At 55.7% G+C, this 19,240-nt stretch carries 23 protein-coding genes and 2 pseudogenes; 17 read left to right on the top strand and 8 right to left on the bottom strand.

The features are described from left to right. Positions 1 to 63: 63 nt before the first annotated feature. From J3B00_RS15115 to J3B00_RS15100, 4 genes are read left to right on the top strand one after another with little or no spacing between them, the layout of a single operon-like run. The gene (locus J3B00_RS15115) at positions 64 to 957 is read left to right on the top strand and encodes a sugar phosphate isomerase/epimerase (RefSeq protein ID WP_245362560.1); all 894 of its coding nucleotides are present in this window, start codon (positions 64 to 66) and stop codon (positions 955 to 957) included. After that, positions 954 to 1,733 (top strand): SDR family oxidoreductase, encoded by a 780-nt coding sequence (locus tag J3B00_RS15110; RefSeq protein WP_209868268.1) that lies wholly within the window; start codon positions 954 to 956, stop codon positions 1,731 to 1,733. The genes J3B00_RS15115 and J3B00_RS15110 overlap by 4 nt, the downstream gene beginning before the upstream one ends. Before the next feature lie 38 nt (positions 1,734 to 1,771). Beyond that, entirely contained in the window at positions 1,772 to 3,082 is a 1,311-nt protein-coding gene (locus J3B00_RS15105) for an MFS transporter (protein WP_209868267.1), read from the top strand. 49 nt (positions 3,083 to 3,131) lie between these two features. After that, complete coding sequence (locus tag J3B00_RS15100) at positions 3,132 to 3,413, top strand: YciI family protein (RefSeq protein WP_245362559.1); 282 nt, start codon at positions 3,132 to 3,134, stop codon at positions 3,411 to 3,413. A gap of 294 nt (positions 3,414 to 3,707) precedes the next feature. Here J3B00_RS15100 and J3B00_RS15095 read toward each other — a convergent pair whose 3' ends face one another. Next, positions 3,708 to 3,941 carry a hypothetical protein gene (locus J3B00_RS15095; protein WP_209868265.1) on the bottom strand — a complete coding sequence of 78 codons (234 nt, stop codon included), beginning with the start codon at positions 3,939 to 3,941 and terminating at the stop codon, positions 3,708 to 3,710. 154 nt (positions 3,942 to 4,095) lie between these two features. Here J3B00_RS15095 and J3B00_RS26640 point away from each other — a divergent pair, with 154 nt between their 5' ends. The 7 genes and pseudogenes from J3B00_RS26640 (at position 4,096) to J3B00_RS15055 (ending at position 9,290) form a co-directional block, all read left to right on the top strand. Further along, positions 4,096 to 4,428 carry a hypothetical protein gene (locus tag J3B00_RS26640; RefSeq protein WP_245362558.1) on the top strand — a complete coding sequence of 111 codons (333 nt, stop codon included), beginning with the start codon at positions 4,096 to 4,098 and terminating at the stop codon, positions 4,426 to 4,428. A gap of 641 nt (positions 4,429 to 5,069) precedes the next feature. Continuing rightward, on the top strand, positions 5,070 to 5,303 hold the full coding sequence (locus tag J3B00_RS15080; protein WP_197885007.1) for a PLD nuclease N-terminal domain-containing protein: 234 nt from the start codon (positions 5,070 to 5,072) through the stop codon (positions 5,301 to 5,303). A gap of 36 nt (positions 5,304 to 5,339) precedes the next feature. Next, entirely contained in the window at positions 5,340 to 6,665 is a 1,326-nt protein-coding gene (locus J3B00_RS15075) for an SDR family oxidoreductase (RefSeq protein WP_209868262.1), read from the top strand. 95 nt (positions 6,666 to 6,760) lie between these two features. After that, positions 6,761 to 7,618: an SDR family oxidoreductase gene (locus J3B00_RS15070; protein ID WP_209868261.1), complete on the top strand. Its 858-nt coding sequence runs from the start codon at positions 6,761 to 6,763 to the stop codon at positions 7,616 to 7,618. 389 nt (positions 7,619 to 8,007) lie between these two features. After that, positions 8,008 to 8,318 (top strand): annotated as a pseudogene (locus J3B00_RS15065) (CinA family protein). 65 nt (positions 8,319 to 8,383) lie between these two features. After that, on the top strand, positions 8,384 to 8,836 hold the full coding sequence (locus J3B00_RS15060; RefSeq protein WP_209868260.1) for a hypothetical protein: 453 nt from the start codon (positions 8,384 to 8,386) through the stop codon (positions 8,834 to 8,836). Between the two features lie 10 nt (positions 8,837 to 8,846). Further along, entirely contained in the window at positions 8,847 to 9,290 is a 444-nt protein-coding gene (locus tag J3B00_RS15055; protein WP_209868259.1) for a YetF domain-containing protein, read from the top strand. A gap of 24 nt (positions 9,291 to 9,314) precedes the next feature. Here J3B00_RS15055 and J3B00_RS15050 read toward each other — a convergent pair whose 3' ends face one another. Next, positions 9,315 to 9,455 carry a hypothetical protein gene (locus tag J3B00_RS15050; protein WP_209868258.1) on the bottom strand — a complete coding sequence of 47 codons (141 nt, stop codon included), beginning with the start codon at positions 9,453 to 9,455 and terminating at the stop codon, positions 9,315 to 9,317. Between the two features lie 349 nt (positions 9,456 to 9,804). Here J3B00_RS15050 and J3B00_RS15045 point away from each other — a divergent pair, with 349 nt between their 5' ends. The 3 genes and pseudogenes from J3B00_RS15045 to J3B00_RS26900 form a co-directional block, all read left to right on the top strand. Next, a complete protein-coding gene (locus tag J3B00_RS15045; RefSeq protein WP_209874889.1) occupies positions 9,805 to 11,589 on the top strand; it encodes a glycoside hydrolase family 15 protein in 1,785 nt (594 codons plus the stop codon). 69 nt (positions 11,590 to 11,658) lie between these two features. Next, positions 11,659 to 12,123, top strand: a complete 465-nt coding sequence (locus J3B00_RS15040) for a hemerythrin domain-containing protein (protein WP_209868257.1) — start codon at positions 11,659 to 11,661, stop codon at positions 12,121 to 12,123. A gap of 76 nt (positions 12,124 to 12,199) precedes the next feature. Then, positions 12,200 to 12,424: pseudogene (locus J3B00_RS26900) on the top strand (hypothetical protein); the annotation flags it as partial. 224 nt (positions 12,425 to 12,648) lie between these two features. Here J3B00_RS26900 and J3B00_RS15035 read toward each other — a convergent pair. Then, positions 12,649 to 14,763 carry an ATP-binding protein gene (locus tag J3B00_RS15035; protein ID WP_209868256.1) on the bottom strand — a complete coding sequence of 705 codons (2,115 nt, stop codon included), beginning with the start codon at positions 14,761 to 14,763 and terminating at the stop codon, positions 12,649 to 12,651. Between the two features lie 777 nt (positions 14,764 to 15,540). Between J3B00_RS15035 and J3B00_RS15025 the strand changes: the two genes are divergently transcribed. Further along, positions 15,541 to 15,957: a low affinity iron permease family protein gene (locus J3B00_RS15025; protein WP_245362557.1), complete on the top strand. Its 417-nt coding sequence runs from the start codon at positions 15,541 to 15,543 to the stop codon at positions 15,955 to 15,957. On the opposite strand, the gene J3B00_RS15020 is transcribed toward J3B00_RS15025, so the two are convergent. The 4 genes from J3B00_RS15020 to J3B00_RS15005 all read right to left on the bottom strand — a co-directional run bounded on the left by J3B00_RS15020 (position 15,954) and on the right by J3B00_RS15005 (position 17,628). Further along, positions 15,954 to 16,394, bottom strand: a complete 441-nt coding sequence (locus tag J3B00_RS15020) for a response regulator (protein WP_197885014.1) — start codon at positions 16,392 to 16,394, stop codon at positions 15,954 to 15,956. The two genes, J3B00_RS15025 and J3B00_RS15020, sit on opposite strands and share 4 nt — an antisense overlap. Positions 16,395 to 16,910: 516 nt before the next feature. Continuing rightward, positions 16,911 to 17,135 (bottom strand): DUF2188 domain-containing protein, encoded by a 225-nt coding sequence (locus tag J3B00_RS15015; protein ID WP_209868254.1) that lies wholly within the window; start codon positions 17,133 to 17,135, stop codon positions 16,911 to 16,913. Positions 17,136 to 17,150: 15 nt separating this feature from the next. Next, complete coding sequence (locus J3B00_RS15010; protein ID WP_209868253.1) at positions 17,151 to 17,300, bottom strand: hypothetical protein; 150 nt, start codon at positions 17,298 to 17,300, stop codon at positions 17,151 to 17,153. Positions 17,301 to 17,334: 34 nt separating this feature from the next. Then, positions 17,335 to 17,628: a DUF6555 family protein gene (locus J3B00_RS15005; protein ID WP_209868252.1), complete on the bottom strand. Its 294-nt coding sequence runs from the start codon at positions 17,626 to 17,628 to the stop codon at positions 17,335 to 17,337. A 327-nt stretch (positions 17,629 to 17,955) separates the two neighbouring features. Here J3B00_RS15005 and J3B00_RS15000 point away from each other — a divergent pair, with 327 nt between their 5' ends. Continuing rightward, positions 17,956 to 18,129: a hypothetical protein gene (locus tag J3B00_RS15000; protein WP_209868251.1), complete on the top strand. Its 174-nt coding sequence runs from the start codon at positions 17,956 to 17,958 to the stop codon at positions 18,127 to 18,129. A gap of 114 nt (positions 18,130 to 18,243) precedes the next feature. Then, complete coding sequence (locus J3B00_RS14995; protein ID WP_209868250.1) at positions 18,244 to 18,492, top strand: CsbD family protein; 249 nt, start codon at positions 18,244 to 18,246, stop codon at positions 18,490 to 18,492. An 86-nt stretch (positions 18,493 to 18,578) separates the two neighbouring features. Here J3B00_RS14995 and J3B00_RS14990 read toward each other — a convergent pair whose 3' ends face one another. Next, positions 18,579 to 19,187 (bottom strand): dTMP kinase, encoded by a 609-nt coding sequence (locus J3B00_RS14990; RefSeq protein ID WP_209868249.1) that lies wholly within the window; start codon positions 19,185 to 19,187, stop codon positions 18,579 to 18,581. Positions 19,188 to 19,240: the final 53 nt, after the last annotated feature.

The following is a 19,240-nucleotide window of genomic DNA, read 5'->3' as shown; positions in this document are numbered from 1 at the left end:
CCAGCCGTTTGATTTAGCATCGAGCCACCCCACCAACTCGGGGTGTGATTAAGGTGCCGATCAATGACACAACAAAAAACGTCGCGACTAGGCGTCTCTAGCGCTTCGCTACCCACCCTTTCCCCAGAACATCTCGTGGAGCACTTGGCGCGAGAAGGCTACCAAGGCGTGGAATGGCGGGTGGCGAGTATCGATGGCCTGGATAGCGGACGCCCATGGGATGCGCGAAGCAATAATCGCTGCACCGTGGCGCCTACGCCCCAGGCCGTCGATCGTATCTATCGGAACTGCCAGTCGCATGGTCTCGAGATCTTCGGGCTTAGTCCTTACCTGGAGGTCGGCGACATTGAAAATGCTCGGCTCCTGATCGACCTTGCAGCTCGAGCGGGTCAAGCACGGCTTCGACTCTGGGGGCCTGGCTACCAGAATCAGCGCTACGCCGTGGGCTACTCCAGAATGCGCCGCTTCCTCGATGACATCGTCCCGCTCGCCGAAGAATCGGGCATTCAGCTCGCCCTTGAAGTCCACCAGCGAACCATCTGCTCAAGCCCTTCGCTTGCGATGCGTGTCGCTGAGCACTATCCCACGCAGCAGCTAGGCATCATTTACGACCTTGGCAACCTCGCAATCGAGGGGCGTGAGGACGTGCAGTTATCCCTCGACCTGATGGGCGATCACCTCGCTCACGTACAGGTTAAAAATGTGGCGTACGTCCCCCAGGCTCCGGGCGAAGGCTGGAGCTGGGAATGGTGCGCGCCGGATGAGGGGGTGCTGCCGCTTCGATCCATGCTGCAAACGCTGCATAAAAACGGTTTCGACGATTGGATCTCGATTGAGGATTTTGACTCGAGCCATACCGACATAACGAAGCTGTCCCGGAACCGGGATCTCGTGCGTCGCTACATGAAAATGAACCCCGTCGATTCCGAAACAGGCCTTGAGGTACCGTGCCAATGATTACATCAAATGAAAATCGCCGTGTTGCACTCGTTACCGGCGCTGCTGGAGAGCTGGGGCGCGCAATCTGCGTTCGCTTAGCCAGAGATGGGTTGCACATTGCAGCAGTTGATATCGACCTGGAGTCAACTCAGGGCTTTCTGAAGGAGCTTCAACTGGCGCCCGGCCAAAGTGCAGTTGCAGTCCAGGCTGATCTCGGCATCCCCTCATCGATCAGTGAAATGGTCGACCAGGTGGGTCAGCAGTTCGGGCGCATCGACGTCGTGGTCAACAACGCTGCCGTCAACCATCGAGGCTCTATCTATGACTTCGACGTAGCGAAGTGGGATCACATGATGGCCGTCAACCTTCGCGCTCCAGCTCTGATCTGCCAGCACGTCGCACCTTACTGGCAGCGTCAAACCGGTGGTCGAGTAATCAATATGGTTTCGCGGTGCTGGGTCGCCGGCGGCCCTCCAGCTTATGTGGCATGCAAGGCTGGTTTGGTAGGTCTGACACGATCGATGGCTAGAGAATTGGCCCCACACAACGTCACGGTGAATGCCATCGCGCCAGGCCTTTTGCCCTCCGCATTCACACTGGATGGGCGTGATGCAGAGAGCTTTGAGCGTATGGCGCAGGGATCAATCAGCAATACACCGCTAAAGCGCTTGGCCAAGCCAGAAGACATCGCTGGAACAACTTCTTATCTGGCATCCGAGGACTCCGCATTCGTAACCGCCGAAGTCATCCATGTCTGCGGCGGCAGCCAGCTTGCGCCATTTGGCAGTCGCTGAGTTTTCCTGAAAAAGATAATTACAATAAAGGTCTCACCATGCATTCAGATGCCACGAACCACCGTCGCATGGCCCGCAGGGCTGCCTTTGGCAGCTTCTTGGGTAGCGTTGTAGAGTATTACGACTTCTTCATTTACGGCTCTGCCGCAGCCCTGGTTTTCAGCACCCTGTTCTTTCCCTCCAACGATCCTATGGCAGGAACGCTTGCTGCGCTTGCCACCTTCGGCGTTGGCTACATAGCGCGTCCAATCGGCGCATTGGTTTGCGGGCACCTGGGTGACAAATGGGGCCGTAAACAAGTGCTGATGATGACGCTGCTGTTGATGGGTGTAGCTACGTTCACCATTGGCCTTCTGCCTACCTATGCATCTGTCGGCGCGTGGGCACCCGCGCTATTGGTATGCTGTCGATTGCTTCAAGGGTTCTCTGCAGGTGGCGAGCAGGTGGGTGCAAGCTTGCTGACGATGGAGCATGCTCCGGGTAAGAGTAAGGGGTTCTATACAAGCTGGTTGATCAATGGCGCCTCCATGGGGTCTATCCTCGCTACCTCCGTGTTCATCCCACTGTCGATGTTGAGTGAACAGCAGCTACTGGACTGGGGGTGGCGCATTCCGTTCTTGCTCAGTGCAGTAATGGTCGTGATCACTTGGATCATCCGCCGGGGAGTGGAAGAAAGTCCCGAGTTCAAAGCAAGCAAACCAGCGAATGACCTTCCGCCTGTCGTTGAACTCATGCGCAACGAACGTCGCGCCTTCTTTACGGTATTTTGCTGCGCATTGATCTGTTCAGTTTCCTCCCTTGTGATGATATTCGGGCTGTCCTGGGCCACTAACAATCAAGGTATTGATCGCCCATCCATGCTTGCTGCGATTGCAGCGAGCCAGGCAGTGGCCTTGGTTTGTCAACCTTTGTTCGGTTTGCTGGGAGACCGAATCGGGCGCAAGACAATTTTCACGGTTGGCGCATTCGCTTGTAGTGGGGGGGTGTTCTTCTTCCTGTGGTCAATCACCACCGGGAACATCGGCCTGATCATCTTCAGCACTGTTGTACTCAAATCTGTGCTTTACAGCGCCCCCAATGCGCTGTGGCCATCGTTCTACGCAGAGATGTTCAGCATTCGTGTGCGCTATACCGGCGTCGGTCTTGCGACTCAGCTGAGCTTCATCGTTGCCGGCTTCTCGCCAAGTCTGTGCTACGCGCTGATGTCCAACGGCAGCGATTGGATTCCGGTCGCGTGCTTCATAGGGGGCCTCGCTTTGATAGCGGCAATCGCAGCCTTGTCGTCAAGGCCTGCCAGCCTTACCGCTTCAGCTCCTACTTGCAATCTGCACCCGCAATCGCAGCACTGACCTGGAAGTGCTGGGCTACCAGCACATTCCTTTTTCAAGAGAGAATCCTATGCAATTCGCAATTATCGCATTTGACTTTGAAGGCGCCCTGGAGCGCCGTATCCAGAGCCGAGATGAACACGTGAAAAGGCTAAAGACTTTGGCAGAGCAGGGCCAGTTGGTCAGCGGTGGCGCTTTGCTTGATAAGGATGGCAAGATGATTGGCTCTAATGTCCATTTGACCTTCGACACCCGCGCCAGCCTGGATCACTGGTTGGCATCTGAGCCATACATCGCACATCGTGTGTGGGAAACCGTTCAGGTGTCTGAAATCAAACTGTTGACCATTTAACAGCCGCATGGGTCTTGATCAGAGTTGTCACAGATTGTGAAACAGTAAAATGAGCTTTGTACCCACGTAATATCCATAGATATTATCCGGACTAGCTGAGCTTCCCGTATCACCCGATCACAGCTGCCGAAATTGAGTCATCGAGACGGGTTACATACGCCAAGAGCGACTTTCAAATAATTATCACGCCTGAAAGTTCAGTTTTTGCTATCCCTACGTCTGATAGACCCTGCCCGCCTAGCAGCGGGCTTTCTTTTTGGCTGCGATAGCCGCGGGGCGAGCCCCTAGCCAGCGCTAAGCATTACCAGCAACGTTTGCGCCGTTCAGATCTCCCGGTCGATTGCGGTATGCACACTCATACTCAGCTTCAGCACGCGTGGAGAAGTTAAAGCTCAATCGAATTTTCTCTTGAGTATCGTAAAGATCATAGCCGTCACTTAGTGCGGTTGGAAAACCGGTGCGCCTTGGAAAAAGCTCCTTTTCCCGTGGCACAGCAGGAACCACTACAAAGCGCGTCTGCATGATCATTCCCCCCTTCGTAAGTCATTAGTATTAGTAGGATTATGTGAAAGCATCAAGCCAGACCATGGCTTTTCCCAGGGGCACAGCCGGGCACTATTCAGCTAGCAGCACCGCTTCACGCGGGCTACGCTTTCTTGACGAAGATTATGAGGAGGCGGTCATGCGACAGCGGGGAGAAGTATTTTGGGCCTGGGCAGATCCGAACTTGCACCACAGGACACATCAGGAGCTGCTTGACGATGGAGCATTCCTGGACGTTCAGGTTCGCCTGTCCCGTACCGGTGACACTCAACTCTTTATCGGGATCTATGAGTCAACAGGCGCGATGAGATACGAGGAAGCATATGACAAGCGGCCTGGAGAAACGATGAGTCGAGCGATGGCATGGGCTGCAGGTCGAGGCAGGGTAGTTGCGAATGAGCAGAAACGTGCTGGCGAGGTGCGAAGCCCTTCAGGGGCTAACAACGTAATCCAGGGCAAAGCTGGGGGGTGAACGGATAAAATTTCTCAGTTCGAGGACGACATCGACTGGCTAGGGCGCATTGCAAGCGAACTTGAGAGGCAGATAGCCCTTGTCCCGAATCCGGGCTGCGACTCAGTGCCTAGCTTGGGCAGTTGACGGTAAGTGATCCCACACCGGCTCAATGAGTCAGGAATCAGATCGATGTAGTATTGAGGGTTCGTCCGGGATCTCGGCATCGTACGTATATCAACCACACACTCGACCTCGAAGCTGTCTTCCATGACTTTGGGTTCCATGCCAATGCTCATTTCATCGTGGGCGCGCTTACCTATCGTTGGGCATCCGCGCGCGCATCAGATCTGATCATCAGATCTTGCTCGGGCCATGATTGTTCAGCACTTCTCACTCAAGCATTGCATACCCCGCCGCCCGACACATTGCTCTGAACTTTGCTGCCCATAATGGCTTCACCTACATACCCATTATTATCCATGCGGCTGCAGGAGTTGATCCCGATGAGAGTACTGACCTACCACGGAGCCAACGATGTCCGAGTCGATACCGTCCCTGGCTCCGCCATCCAAGAGGCGGATGACATCATCCTCAGAGTTCCCGGGGCTGCTGCCAGAACCTTGGGCCCTGACTACGTCTAAGGCACGGGAGACAAGAATATGAACGATCTAGCCATGTACTTCTGGATCGCGGTCGCGGCGATTCTCCTGCTTGTTGACTTGTGGGCCATTGTCAGTGTGTTCAGAAGCGACAAGTCCGATGCAACCAAGGCGCTCTGGGCACTACTGATTGTCGTGTTTCCCCTTGTGGGGCTAGCTATCTGGGGGATCGCCGGCCCGCGCGGGATCAAGCGCGGCACAGGGCCGACATCCGATGAGCACAGCAAAGGTTGAGCATCCTGCATTCGACTGACCGAAGGAGTTCACAAAATGATTGATCAAGCGACAGGCATGAAAAACGGCGAACGCTATCGTGTGGAAAATGTCGAGCGTGCTCATCAATTCCCGGGCTTTTTTCTCGACGGCAAGTATTACCTCTGCCCAGAGCTTTTGACCGCAATAGGTTGGCTAGAAGGTACTCGTTTCATTTACGACAGTCTGGATGCCAAGGGCGAGCCCATCTTCCCGAATCGGGCGGCGGGCACCATTGAGGGGCTGATCCTGACATTGGTCGATGGCACATCGCTCGAGCTTTGCAGAATCGAGGCCAGTGAAACCATCGCGCCCCTTGATGAAGGCAAACAAAACCTGAAATCGGCAGATTCTATTAACGCCTATCCGATCAAAGGCCCCCTGCGAGGCAAAGTTGTGGTCATCACGGGCGCCTCCAGTGGCATAGGCCGGGCCGCTGCGCATGCGTTTGCCTGCAAAGGTGCTCGTCTGGTGCTTGCTGCACGCGATGAGGAAGCGTTGTTCGAGGTGCTGGATGAGTGCACAGATTGCGGTACTGACGCTGTGGCGATCACCACCGATGTCACAAAAAGCGATGAGGTCGAAGCACTCGCTGCACGCGCGGCCGAATTTGGCCATGGATGGATAGACATCTGGGTCAACAACGCCGGAGTGGGCGCAGTGGGCAATTTCGAAGATACCCCCCTCGAGGCCCATGAGCAGGTCATCCAAACCGACCTGATCGGATACCTGCGCGGCGCGTACGTGGCCCTTCCCTACTTCAAGGCACAGCGCAGCGGCATTTTAATCAACACGTTGTCACTGGGTAGTTGGATCGCACAGCCCTATGCGGCTGCCTACTCTGCAAGCAAGTTCGGCTTGCGTGGCCTTACCGATGCACTACGCGGCGAACTGGTAAAATTTCCCGCCATCCATGTTTGCGATATCTATCCCGCAGTCATGGACACACCGGGTTTCAGAGATGGGGGCAACTACACCGGCCACGCGCTCACACCGCCAGGGCCGATCTACGATCCGGAATTGGTGGCAAAGGCCATGGTTGCCTGCGCTATTTCCCCTCGTGCGCATATCACTGTGGGCGCCGCCGCCCGCTTCGCCCACCTGGTCAGCTTCCTCATACCGGGACTGCCACTGCTTTCAGGCCGGCTGACGCGATGGGGCCTAGATCGCAGCCCGAGTAGCGAGATATCGTCTGGGAACCTGTTCAATCCACCTAGTGGTCGGCGCAGTGTACAAGGTGGTTGGCGAACCCAGAAAGTCAAAACAACACTGTTGGTGGGCGCTGCCTTGCTGGGAATTATTGCTGGTTTTGCCGTCTCCCGTTCGCAACGCAAGCCTCGCTAGACCGCTTGTCGTTCAAAATCGGCATTCAGTTCAACAGTGGCTTCTCCAACCGTTCGAACTGAAGTGAGCGTTCTTAACTGCAGGAGCTTCCCACCATGAGCGACTACCCTACTCCTCCATTCCCATCCCAACCGCAAAGCGTGCCAGGTTCGCAGCGCAAGATGGAGCCGTATCCAGACTGTGGTGAACAGACCTATACCGGCAACAACCGGCTTGAGGGTAAAGTCGCGTTGATCACGGGTGCAGACAGCGGCATCGGTCGGGCCGTGGCCATTGCGTATGCCCGTGAAGGCGCAGACGTTGCTGTTTCCTATCTGGATGAGCACGAAGATGCGCAAGAGACTGCGCGCTGGGTTGAAGCTGCTGGCCGTCAGTGCCTGCTGCTCCCCGGCGATCTGGCGCAGAAACAACACTGCTACGACATTGTCGACAAGACCGTGACGCAGTTCGGTCGTATTGATATTCTGGTCAACAACGCCGCTTTCCAGATGGCACATGAGGGCCTGGACGAAATTGACGACGATGAGTGGGTGAAGACCTTCGATACCAACATTACCGCCATTTTCCGTATATGCCAGCGTGCGCTGCCCTCGATGCCAAAAGGCGGCTCGATCATCAATACCAGCTCGGTCAACTCTGACGACCCGTCACCCAGCCTGTTGGCATATGCCGCCACCAAAGGTGCGATTGCCAATTTCACCGCAGGCCTCTCCCAACTGCTGGGCAAGAAAGGCATTCGAGTCAACAGCGTGGCACCCGGCCCGATCTGGACACCGCTGATTCCTGCCACCATGCCAGATGAAGCCGTCAGGAACTTCGGCGCGAGCTACCCGATGGGTCGTCCTGGCCAACCGGTTGAAGTCGCACCGATCTACGTCTTGCTGGGATCGGATGAAGCCAGCTACATCTCCGGTTCGCGCTACGCTGTGACCGGAGGCAAACCAATCCTCTAAGCGTGCTGATGAGGCTTGCTATTGCGAGCCTCAATGCTTTCTCATTCCTTCATCTCGTGCTGACTGCTATGCGCTTATGCGCTCGATTGGTGATCAGTAATTGATGAAGAAATTGGGTCAATGCGCACCGTCGACGCGTTTCTCGTCAGCCTGAGGCTTCAAAAGTGACTACGTGAGACCCACCTTCTTTGAGCTTCGACTCGCCTTCGGTATCTATCTTTCTGCTGTGATGGTTTGAGAATGTGAGCTCGCTCGACCTTCGCCGTCAGTGAAGACATCACGGTTAGCCGATTTCAGATCAGATATCCGAGAAAAGACTGGCGATAACACGGTGAACCATTCGCACATCAAATGCGTCCACCGCAAAAGAACAACGAGTCTACACCAAGATGGCAAGTGACCTCGTACTGGCCGTGCTCGGCTATCTCAAAGACCACCACCTGGTACTCACCACTGCCGAGTCCTGTACAGCAGGCTGCATGGTCGCTTTGCTGGCGGCCTTCCCAGGTACGGGCGAGGTACTGGAAAGCGGCTATGTCGTGTATTCGCCCTCCGCCAAGAAGCGGCTGCTAGGTGTGAGTACGGAAACCATCGAGCGGTACGGGCTGAGCGAGCGCAGGTCATGCACGACGGTGCCGACTATGGGCTCACCCGCCTGATCCATTATCACAAGCGCTGGCTACGTGGGGAGCGCGCCTGAGGGCTAAAACTGTGACGGATGATGAACTGGTGTCCAGACAGCACCCTGTTCAGGAAGACATGGCCATGCAACAGCGCGTTTGGCGCTTCGAACGCGTGGGTTGGTACGTGCTGGTGGTCGTTGTCTTACTTGGGTTGGCCGGCGTCTTCGGCAATGGCCCGCTCAGCAATGCCCAGGTTACAAGCGCGGATGGCCGTTTGCATGTCGAGTATCAACGCCTCAGCCGTAGCGGCACGACTGATTCCTTGCGCATCACGGTTCGCGGTAGCGCCCGAGACCCCATCATGGTGCTACTCGATGGTTCACTACTGCGCGAAGCCAGTATCGAAACACTGCAACCCCAACCACAAGCCTCGCTCTCACAGGGCAAGGCCATTCTGCTGCAACTGGGTACTAGCGAGGATGGTAGTGCCACGCTCTACCTCACCGTGCGCAGCGAGTATGTGGGCACCCTTGAAGGTATGGTGCGTGCAGGCCCATCCAGTGCTGTCCACTTCACCACCTTCCTATTTCCTTGAGGAGCGATTGATGGATTCGATCCTCCGCGCAGCCGGCATGTACATCGCATTGATGCTGTTGTTTCGCGTCGCCGGCAGACGCTCACTGGCCGACCTGACCACCTTTGACTTCGTCCTGTTACTGATCATCGGCGAAGCGACCCAGCAGGCTTTGCTGGGCGATGACTTTTCCTTCACCAATGCCATGTTGGTCATTGCGACGCTGATAGTGCTGGATGTCGGACTGTCGCTCGCAAAACTTAATTCCAAGCCCTTGGCGCGGCTGCTGGACGGCCACGCAACGCTGGTCGTCGAGAATGGCCGTTTTCTCCACCATCGCATGCGTCGAGCTCGGCTAACGGAAGACGACATCCTCGAATCGGCGCGAGACAGTCAAGGTCTCGAAAAAGTAGAGCAGATCAAATTTGCCATCGTCGAGCGCAATGGAAAGATCTCGATCATTCCCGACGAGTGACGACGCTCTTATGCCTGTGCTGATTCAAGTGACGAGGATGGCATGATGAGGTTCGATAACGGGGACGGACACACTACCGCGCCGGGTAATGAGCCACTCTCGCATCCGGGGGGTATCGAAGATTTGCTCCTCTTCCATCATCACCAGAACGAGCGTTTGGGACATGCGATAGCTCCCGCACTGCGAGCAATGGCGCTCCACCCAACCGGTACCACATTCAACGGACTCAGCATGCCCGGCGCAAATCAGACAAGTCATGAAGCCTCCTTTTGCTCTTGTTAGTAGGAGGGTTGAAGTCAGGCGACTGGCGCCTGTGACGCTATTGAGATTTCGATGGCCATTTGAAATTCCCTTTATTGTGAATCCTTAAAAGCTCACGAGCTGGAAATTGAGACGAACTCTGTATTCGACGGCTATGTCCGAACAGGACAACCTATCTCGGAGGCGTCGCGTGGAAATTACATCGCTCGATGGATGGCAACACGGGGAGCCTCAGCGGGATGACGGCGGTTGGTTGTTGCTGGAGGAATACGGAGCGCTCGGCGATGGGCGCTCTGTAGCCTTGATTGGCCTGGATGGATCTATCGACTGGTGGTGTGTACCCCACATGGATTCCCCTCCGCTGTTCGACCGATTACTCGCGCCCCATTCAGGTGGGTTCTTTTCCATTACGCCATGCGAAAACTACCGCGCAGAACGCCGTTACCTTCCGGACAGTAATGTACTGGAGACACTGTTCGTCACGCCCAGTGGCCGGGCCCGGCTGACCGAGTCCCTCAACAGCGGGCCAGCGGGCCGTTTGCCATGGGCCGAACTCGCCAGACGTATAGAGGGTATCGAGGGGCAAGTCGACTTTGACATTGCCATCGACTTCGGCACCCAAGCCGACACCGTCAGTCCCTACCTTGCACCGAACGACAACGGCTGTGTCTTCCATGCCGGGCACATTCTCGGCATGTTCATCCACGACACCCAGGTGCGTATTGATCGCAAGGATGATATGGGCGTCAGGGCATTCATCAGCGTTGTCCAGGGACTGCGAACCGTACTGGCTATCGTCGCGGGCCGGGATGAGCCGTTGGTGCTTCCCCCGCTCGAACTTATCGACGAACGTATCGATGGCTCCCACCGTGAGTGGCGACAATGGTCGAAAGGCCTTATCTACGACGGCCCGTTCAAATCGCTGGTTGTCCGCAATGCGCTGGCATTGAAGCTTCTGCTGTCCTCACCAAGCGGCGCGATCATGGCGGCAGGCACCTCGTCCTTGCCTGAGCGGATAGGCGGCAACAAGAACTTCGATTACCGCTTCGCTTGGATCCGGGATGCCGGCTATACCGTCGAAGCCTTCCTCGCTATCGGCGCGCAGCCTGAGGCCAAGGCAGCCTTTACCTGGCTGTTGAATCGGCTAGGTGAACATGGCCCACGTGTGTTTTATGCACTCGACGGTGCCATCGGCGATTGCACCCGCCCGGTAGACCTGCCGGGTTACAAGAACTCGCCACCGGTGGTGGGCAACGACGCCTGCGACCAGCTCCAGCATGGGGTGTTCGGGGACATATTCGAGACCGCCCGCTGCTTTATCGACAGCGGCAATATCCTCGACGCAACCAGCGCGACGATCCTCTCTGAGCTGGCCGATCAATGCGCCGATTGCTGGAGGCAACCCGACGCCGGTATCTGGGAGCTGCACGAACAGCGTCATTACACGCTGTCCAAGATCAGTTGCTGGCAGGCGCTGAGCCGGGCCATCGAATTGGCCGATGGCGGCCACCTGCCGACTACATGCCGGGAGCGCTGGCAACGAGAGCGGCAGCGTATTACGGCATGGATCGAGGAACATTGCTGGAGTGAAAAGCGCCAGGCTTACGTATTCTACGCAGGCAGTGACCGTCTCGATGCGTCGATCGCACTTGCAGTGCGCTTTGGCTACCCCTCACGGCAGCGCCTGAGCAGCACACTCGAAGCCGTGGAGTCGGAGCTCGGTACTGGCCCTTTCCACTACCGCTATAGCCAAGCCAGTGAAGAAGAAGGCTGCTTCCTGGCCAGTACCTTCTGGCTCATCGAAGCCTGGGCGCTGCTGGGGCAATGCGAGCGCGCCCAGTCGGCGTTTCACGGTGCGGTGAACGGCCTGGATCATGGCATCGGCATCTACTCCGAAATGATTGATCCCGCTACCGGTCACTTTCTCGGCAACTTGCCACAGGGATTGACCCACCTTGCGGCGCTACGCGCTGCCCTGGCACTTGGCGGCGAAGGGCCAAAGGTGATTGGGGCGCGCACCAGCCATCACAAGCGTTGAACCCCATGGGTCAACTACGACTCAACTCACAAGAATTCACTATTTTCCCGACCGCGATGAGGTGAGCGTATGAATGCAATTGACCTGTTGATTCGAGATCACAAGGTGGTGAAGAAGCTACTGGAAGAGCTTTCATCAACCACGGAACGTGCCGTCAAGAAGCGCGCTGAATTGCTTCACCGGATTGAGCGGGAACTGCAAATCCATACTGCCTTAGAGGAAGAAATCCTCTATCCGGCGATAAAACAGGCCGGTGGCAAGGAGGAGGCGAAGATGTATTACGAAGCCAAGGAAGAGCACCGTACTGTCGACTCACTAGTGCTCCCAGATCTGCTTCATACGGAAACCGGCACACTCGAATTTGCCGGACGAGTGAAGGTGATGAAAGAGCTGCTTGAACATCATGTCGAGGAGGAGGAAGCCGAGCTGTTCCCTACTGCGAAGAAGCTTCTAGACAAAGACGAACTTGAACAGTTAGGCCTCACGATGGAGGCGCAGAGAAAATTGCTCAAGGGCGAGCAGCGGGCAGCTTGATTTCAGAGCGCTTCGCCGGACTCGGTTCAATCGGCCTGGCAAGCGCGTATTAGCTTAATGATTGGGACTGCCTCTGATGGAGAACTGGATCGAATTGCTGGAATGGCCTGCCATGGCGGTTACTGTGCTGGCAGCCTGGTGTATCGGATCGCGCCGTCCCGGACGGCGCAAGGTGGGGTTCTGTTGTTTCATTGCCAGCAACATACTGTGGTCAGTCTGGGGCTGGCACGCAGAAGCTTGGGCGTTAATCGTGCTGCAGGTAGTGCTGTGCCTCATGAACCTCAGGGGCTGGAGAAAGAACAAAAGCAATTCTGAGAAAGCACACCGCAGAGGTGATTCACGGCCAGGACACTGGAAGAACTCAGACGGGGAAAAGTCGTTGTTCTCAAATTCGCATGGGCAAATCAACCCCTAATTTTTGGTATTGAGTTCCATGCCTCCGGCCGCCTCCCCGCAACAGTTCCATGCCAGGTTGCGCCCCATAGCCAGACCCAGCATTTGAGGCTGTAGCCCCTTCATGATTTTCTAGCGTTGCTGAAGCATTCCAGCCACTTTTTCAACCAGCAGGCGGATGTCAAAAGGCTTCGTTATGATTGCAGTGGTCGGCGTGAGAAATCCACCCTTCAGCACAGATGCTTCAGCGAAACCGGTGACGTACAGAACACGCAAATCAGGAATCAATTCACGAGCAGCATCAGCCACCTGGCGACCATTCAGCGCGCCTGGCAGACCGACGTCGGTGACCAGCAAATCATAGATACGACCCGTCCGCAGGACGTTCAAGGCGCCGGTTCCGCTTTCGGTTTCTTCGACGTCGTATCCAGCATCTAGCAGCGCTTCAACCATGGACATTCGCACAATTGGCTCATCGTCAACGACCAGCACTCTGCCCCCACCCTCGCTTGGAGTCTCGCGGTTTCTTGAGTGGTCTCCCTCATCGACCTCCAACTGTCCCTCGAAGCGAGGAAGCATGAGGCGAATCGTGGTGCCCACACCTTCTTTGGAATGAACATCCACCTGCCCTCCAGATTGGCGCACGAATCCATGCACCATGGAAAGTCCGAGTCCGGTGCCCTGCCCTAATGGCTTCGTGGTGAAGAAAGGGTCGAAGATGCGCTTGATATCACTCTGAGATATGCCTGTTCCCGTGTCTGCCACCGCAATCACAATGTATTCACCAGCGGTAAGGTCAGCTCGGAGCGCTGCTTCGGCTTCGAGCTCTATGATTTCCGTGCTGATAGAAATTGCCCCGATACCATTGGGCATGGCATCCCGAGAATTTATCGCCAGGTTCAACAGCGAACTTTCCAACTGCGCCGGGTCAATCCGAGCCAATCCAATTTCAGGCTCTAGCTGTGTGATGACCGTAATCGCTGGCCCAACTGAGCGATTGATCAGATCCCTCAGGTCTTCGATCAAAACATTGATGTCTGTAGGACGGGGATCCAATGTTTGTCTTCTCGAAAACGCCAGCAGTCGCTGAGTGAGCGAGGCGGCGCGTTTGGCGCTGACCTGGATGCCATTGAGCAGTAGCTCGCTGGAATCCGAATTGCCTTGCCTCAATCGACGGGAAAGCAGATCCGCACTCCCTAGAATGGCAGCCAATATATTGTTGAAATCATGCGCAATGCCGCCGGTGAGTTGCCCGAGCGCCTCCATTTTCTGCGCTTGGCGCAACGCTTCGTTGGCCTGGGAAAGCTCTTCGGTGCGTTGGGCTACCCTATCTTCAAGTGTCGCCTTCGCCTGTTGCACCTGGCGGTACAGTTGAGCGTTGTCGATGGCTACCGCCGCCTGCGCCGCTAACGCTACCATCAGCTGTTCATGTCGCTCAGTAAAACGGCCTGGCTCGGGGTGGCCAAAGAACAACCCACCGAGTACATCCCCGCTTCTGGATACCACCGAGATAGCCAGATAGCTGCGCACAGGAAGATGCCCTTTGGGCATGCCGCGATGGGGTTCAAACTGGCCATAACGAGGGTCGGCCAGGATGTCCGCAGAACGAACAACGCCCTCGTTGCGAAAAGTAGGTGCAAACACGGGGGTGGCGCGGGGATGGCCCAATGTCTCAAATGCCGAGCGATCCGCGCCCGACAGTGTATAGAGCTTTAGATGAGCGCCGGTCGCATCAACTTCGTTGGCAAAGTAGGAACCGAATGCCGCACCAGTCAGGGCCATTCCGGAATCGGTCAGATTCTGGACGATGCGTTCGAGATTGAGATCACTAGCGAATACGGCGTTGATGTCCCGAAGGATGCCGAGCGTCCGGCTTTCCTCCCTCAAAGCCTGTTCAGTCTCGACTCGATTGGTAACGTCGAAGCCTTCACAGAAAATTCCGGTCACGCCCCCACTGTCGTCAAAGATAGGCTCGTAGACGAAATCAAGATAGCGTGTGGCTTTGCCTTCCGAGCTCCAGGAAAGCGAAATCGGCTGACCTGTTGCGACGAAACGTTCACCGGTTGAATAGACCGTGTCGAGCCAAGAGAAATATCCTTGACCCTGCAAATCAGGAAAGACTTCCCGTATCGAGTGATTCAGATAACCTCGGTCACCGAAACTTCGTCGAAAGGCTTCGTTGACAAACTCGAACACGTGCTCGGGGCCTCGGAGAATGGTAATGAAGCCCGGTGCCTGATCGAACATTCGTCGATCACGACCTAATGTGATATGCGATGGAACGGGCTATTGCCGAAGGGTGCACCTCCTGTCCTTGCACGAGGATTCCACTCACCTCCCCGGCTGCACCTCTCACAGGACTCAGGCTAAACGCCCAAGGTTTCTCGCGATCGAGCCTAACTGGAAATTCCGAATCGGATAGGAGCAGTAAGGCACCTTTTTCCACTACGGCATCAAGCTGCGACGCTACGCGCCCCCAAACCGCCGTCCACACCGCATGAGCGGGCTGGCCAAGCGCCTCAGGATGACGATGGCCCATGGCTGGAATCCACGCATCGTTATAGAGCACCGCACGATCAGGCGACCACAGAAGCGCTGATGGCAGATCTGAGGTAAGCAGAAATGCAAAAGCATGCTGCAGTGCATCCGACCACTGAGCTCTATCGCCAATGGCAGTTGAGCGCCAATCGATGAGGCCCCACGGTTCGGACAAATCACCTCGCGTTGCGAGGCTTGTGCTTATAGTTGATTGATGATCGCCGGCGCTCATGGTTGCCCAAACCTTCAGATGGAGTACTTAAATTTAAACCATGATCAGGCGTTGAGCCTGGCTGTCAGGCAGTTTGCGCTCCAAACACCTGGCGGCTGAAGAGAGGTGAAGAAGGCGGGATCCAGCCACCGTACGGGCAACAGCTACTGTCTATCCAAATTTCAGATGTGGCGCAGCTTGCACTACGCAAATGTAAAAAAAATTTCCCAGCGTCAGTGTGGTCAGAAAAATGTGACCCCTTTTGGACACCAATCATGAAATTCGCCCAGTTCTGCCAATGGCTTGCAAATCACTCTGGCAAGCCGATTACATTCCTGATCGCGGTGGTACTGATCGCCATGTGGGCGGCTTCAGGCCCCTGGTTTCATTACAACGATACCTGGCAATTGATCATCAATACGTCTACCACGATCATCACCTTTCTGATGGTTTTCCTAATCCAGAACACTCAAAACCGTGACAATGACATCATCCATGTAAAGCTGGATGAGCTCATCCGGGCCACGAAGTCAGCAGAGCGCTCAGTGCTTGATTTGGAGGCACTGGACAACCGGCAAATACACGAGCTCAGGAAGGAGTACCGTGCGATGGGAAGTGCATGCGAAAGCCGCCCTGCTGACCCTACCGAACCATCAACAGGAGAGGCCCTGGGCGACACCCTGCAGCGCTAGATACGTCTCAGTACCCGCCCTCCTGCTATTTGAATCGGTTGCTGTTTTCGGTGTGGAAGCGCTTGGTCTATCGCGACGATGAGTTCTTCAAGAGACCAGGGTTTGAAAAGATAGATAACGGGAGGTGTTACCTCTGAAGCATTCAGTTGATAGCCGGAGGTGAGGATGGCAGGCAACCCGGGCCATTTTTCATGGGCCATGGAGATGAACTCCATGCCTTTAATGCTGCCAGGAACCCCATGGTCTACAACCATCAAGGCGCACTCACCTTTCAAACGCATGAGGTGCATCAAGGCATCTTCGGCATTGCCAAAAGCGTCGCAGCCTGCTCCCAGCTCCACGAGGATATCCACCAAAAGTGTTCGTAAGGTTTCATCGTCCTCTACCACAACGACCGTCATCCCTGACAGCGACAGCCCCTCGACATCGAGTTTCATCAGCCTCTCCAGTCATAGCGGAAGAATTGAGTGTTCCACTCATGGTTGACTACGTCGATGGCGGCATATGGCCATGCAACATTCAAACCTCGCTGCCTACCGGCAACTGACCCTGGCCCTCTCTCATAAAGATCTCCAAGGTCTTTGGCCCTATCCCTTCGAATGACAGGAGCCAACGGCTAAAACCTTCATTGCTGAGGTCGCCAGCTTGCAGCGCCTCAAGCTGAGCTCCCCACTCGTTTTCCAATATGCTAGCTAGCACATGCAGACGCCGGGCAGTCGACTGATCGTAACGGGCGTAACCTCCCTGGCCGAGCAAACGGACGAGTGTCGAATGCGAGCAGCGAGCGAGCCTACCCGGTGTATCCGCAGCTTGTTGGTCGACCAGTACTCGATAAGTCTGCACTGCGACGCTTGAGCGAATCCGCTTTCCCATCAGGAAACTGGCGAGCAACCACCTGAACAACCCGTCGGCGCTTGTGACATCAATGCCGAGATCACGAGCTGTGACAGTGTTCACCCCTTGGTTCGACGTGGGTCAGCTGAGCGGGGGTAAGTGCGCTCCTCTTCAATCGTGCCATCTGCTTTGTGAATCTTGACAGAGGCCGTTTTACCATCCAAGAAATCCGACAGCATGCTTACCAGTTCTTGTTTCGTCGCAGCTCGTTTGGATGCACGGTCGGCACCGGCTTTCTTCAACTCCCATCCATCTGACGTCGGGCTGAGGTGGTAATTGTCCATAGTGTCATCCCTTTTTTATATCGATTGGCCATCGTCCTGAATGTCTTCTTCCGCTTCAACTGCGCCCGCCTCATTCAGAGGCGGCGAACTAGGCTTTTCCGGGTCATTGATGAAGGGGATGTCGCTTGGCCCCTTCTCTTCGGTTCCCTCGGTCTCAGTCTGCATAACTGATTCTCCAAAACTGATCCATTGCATAGCGCTACGTGCCACTAGCCCCTTCCGAGAACTTCTTGAAATCTATAGGCGGAGGAACGAATTCCCGCCCCTGACCCGCTAGCCTCCACCTGACCTCGGAAACGCCATAGCGCTCGGCCAAAGGACGGCTCACCAGCTTGATATTGTGCTGACCAAACCTTGGGATGATGCCGACACCGGCATCGCAGCTCGCCCAATGCCACGCGGCGGCGTTGTCCATCTTCTCCTGACGGATAATAAACGTGCGTCGCTCACCGTGGAGTTCGTATTCAATTACATACAATTGCTGTCCAGCCATGAGAATCCCTCCCTATACTCATTTTCCTATGAGCAAATGAGGATAGGGAAAATTCAGTTCGGACGCCGAGCGGTAAGCCATGCAAGCTAAGGGGGCATGGCCGTTGTGAAGGGGAACGGAAATATGCACTCCATCCCTCGGGCCGTTCGAGAAAAGCTGTGTTCCCCCTAATGATCAGAAACGCTGATCTTCCTGCCAGACCGGACGAATTGTTGCCACCGGAGCGGTGTTTCTGCTCTTGCTCGCCGTGTCGGAAACCTTGCATATGCAAACTGGCGCTCGATCTGACAACCCCGTATTCTGAGCCCGAAATTTCGGGAGGATGTAATGAATAAGCTGTTGTTACCCGTCGCCATTTTCCTAAGCGTCCTGCTGGTCGGAAAAGTTTGCGAACATTATGGTATGGATTCGACGTTGAAGATTGGCTTGCTGTGCCTGGTGGCTGCTGCGGTTCAGATGGGGCTCTCTCGCTACCAAAAGTCGCGGCAGAGCAAAATCTGAGCCTTGATCGACCCCAGCTAGTCAACATTCAAAGGATGGAACTTATCCAACGCGCCCACCCCCTAAGCCTTTGCGGTAAGCCTATCGCCACTGACTAGGAAGGTTTGATCAATCATGAAAAGCGAACAGCTCGAAGGTGTTGCAGAGAAAGTTGCTGGCAAGGCGCAGAGTGCAATAGGCCGGTTGATTGAAGATCCGGCCCTGGAAGCTGAGGGTGAAGGCCGTCAGGCCTCAGGCCAGCTCACCAAAACCTATGGTGATGCGGTGAACAATGTCTCCAACTTCGTCCGAGAAAAACCGATCACCGCGCTCGCTATTGGTGCTGTGCTGACCTTGGTCGTGAGCCGTCTGCTGCGTCGGTGACACTCAGACAGTCTGGGTCGAGGGTTGAGACATTCAGAACCCGCTGACCCAGACCATTTGCCCTGCACCCTCCTCCCTGAAAGCCCTCAAAGCAGTCGATAAATTTCAGCAACCACCTGCAGGGTTGCCTCTTCTATCGCACCCTCGTTACGGCACAACACCCATCCCTGATCCGCAATCGTTCGCTCGAACGCAGTGGTGCAGGCCACATGCTCTGCCATGTGATGAATGACCGTACTACCCAGTCCCCGCGTTCGGGCTGCGGCCCGCGCCCACGAAATTTCAGGGGCAGTGACAACCCCGACATGCAGGTCTGGCACCTGGACGTTTCGATCAAGGTTCAACTGCAGAATCTGTGAAAACGGTATGAGCCGGCGAAATGCGGCATCAGAGGGGTACCAGCGATCGATCAGGATGATGCTGCCGGCAGGCTGCTTGGGCAGCACGTGCTGGGTAATCCAGGCGCGACTGTCAGCGAAACGCTTGCAAACCTCCCATTCCAGTTCCTGGGTGGGATTTCTGACCAGTTCGTTGACCAGGGCCATTGTTGCACCACGGTAGGGGTCGCTTTTCTGCTCGCTGAGCCGGATGACCTTCTTGTTGTCAGCCCTCAGCACTTTGGTGATGGCCTCCAGCAGGGCGGTTTTACCGGCGCCCTTGGGGCCGTCCAGTGAGACAAACAACGAACGATTCATTTTTCACTCGGCAGAAGCAGCTGCAAGTCGGTGTGTTTTGCGGATATTGAAGA

The sequence above is a fragment of the Pseudomonas sp. BP8 genome (genome assembly GCF_017875955.1).
Lineage (GTDB): Bacteria > Pseudomonadota > Gammaproteobacteria > Pseudomonadales > Pseudomonadaceae > Aquipseudomonas.
Note: the sequence above shows the minus strand (reverse complement) of the source record. Positions and strands in the feature narration are given on the sequence as shown.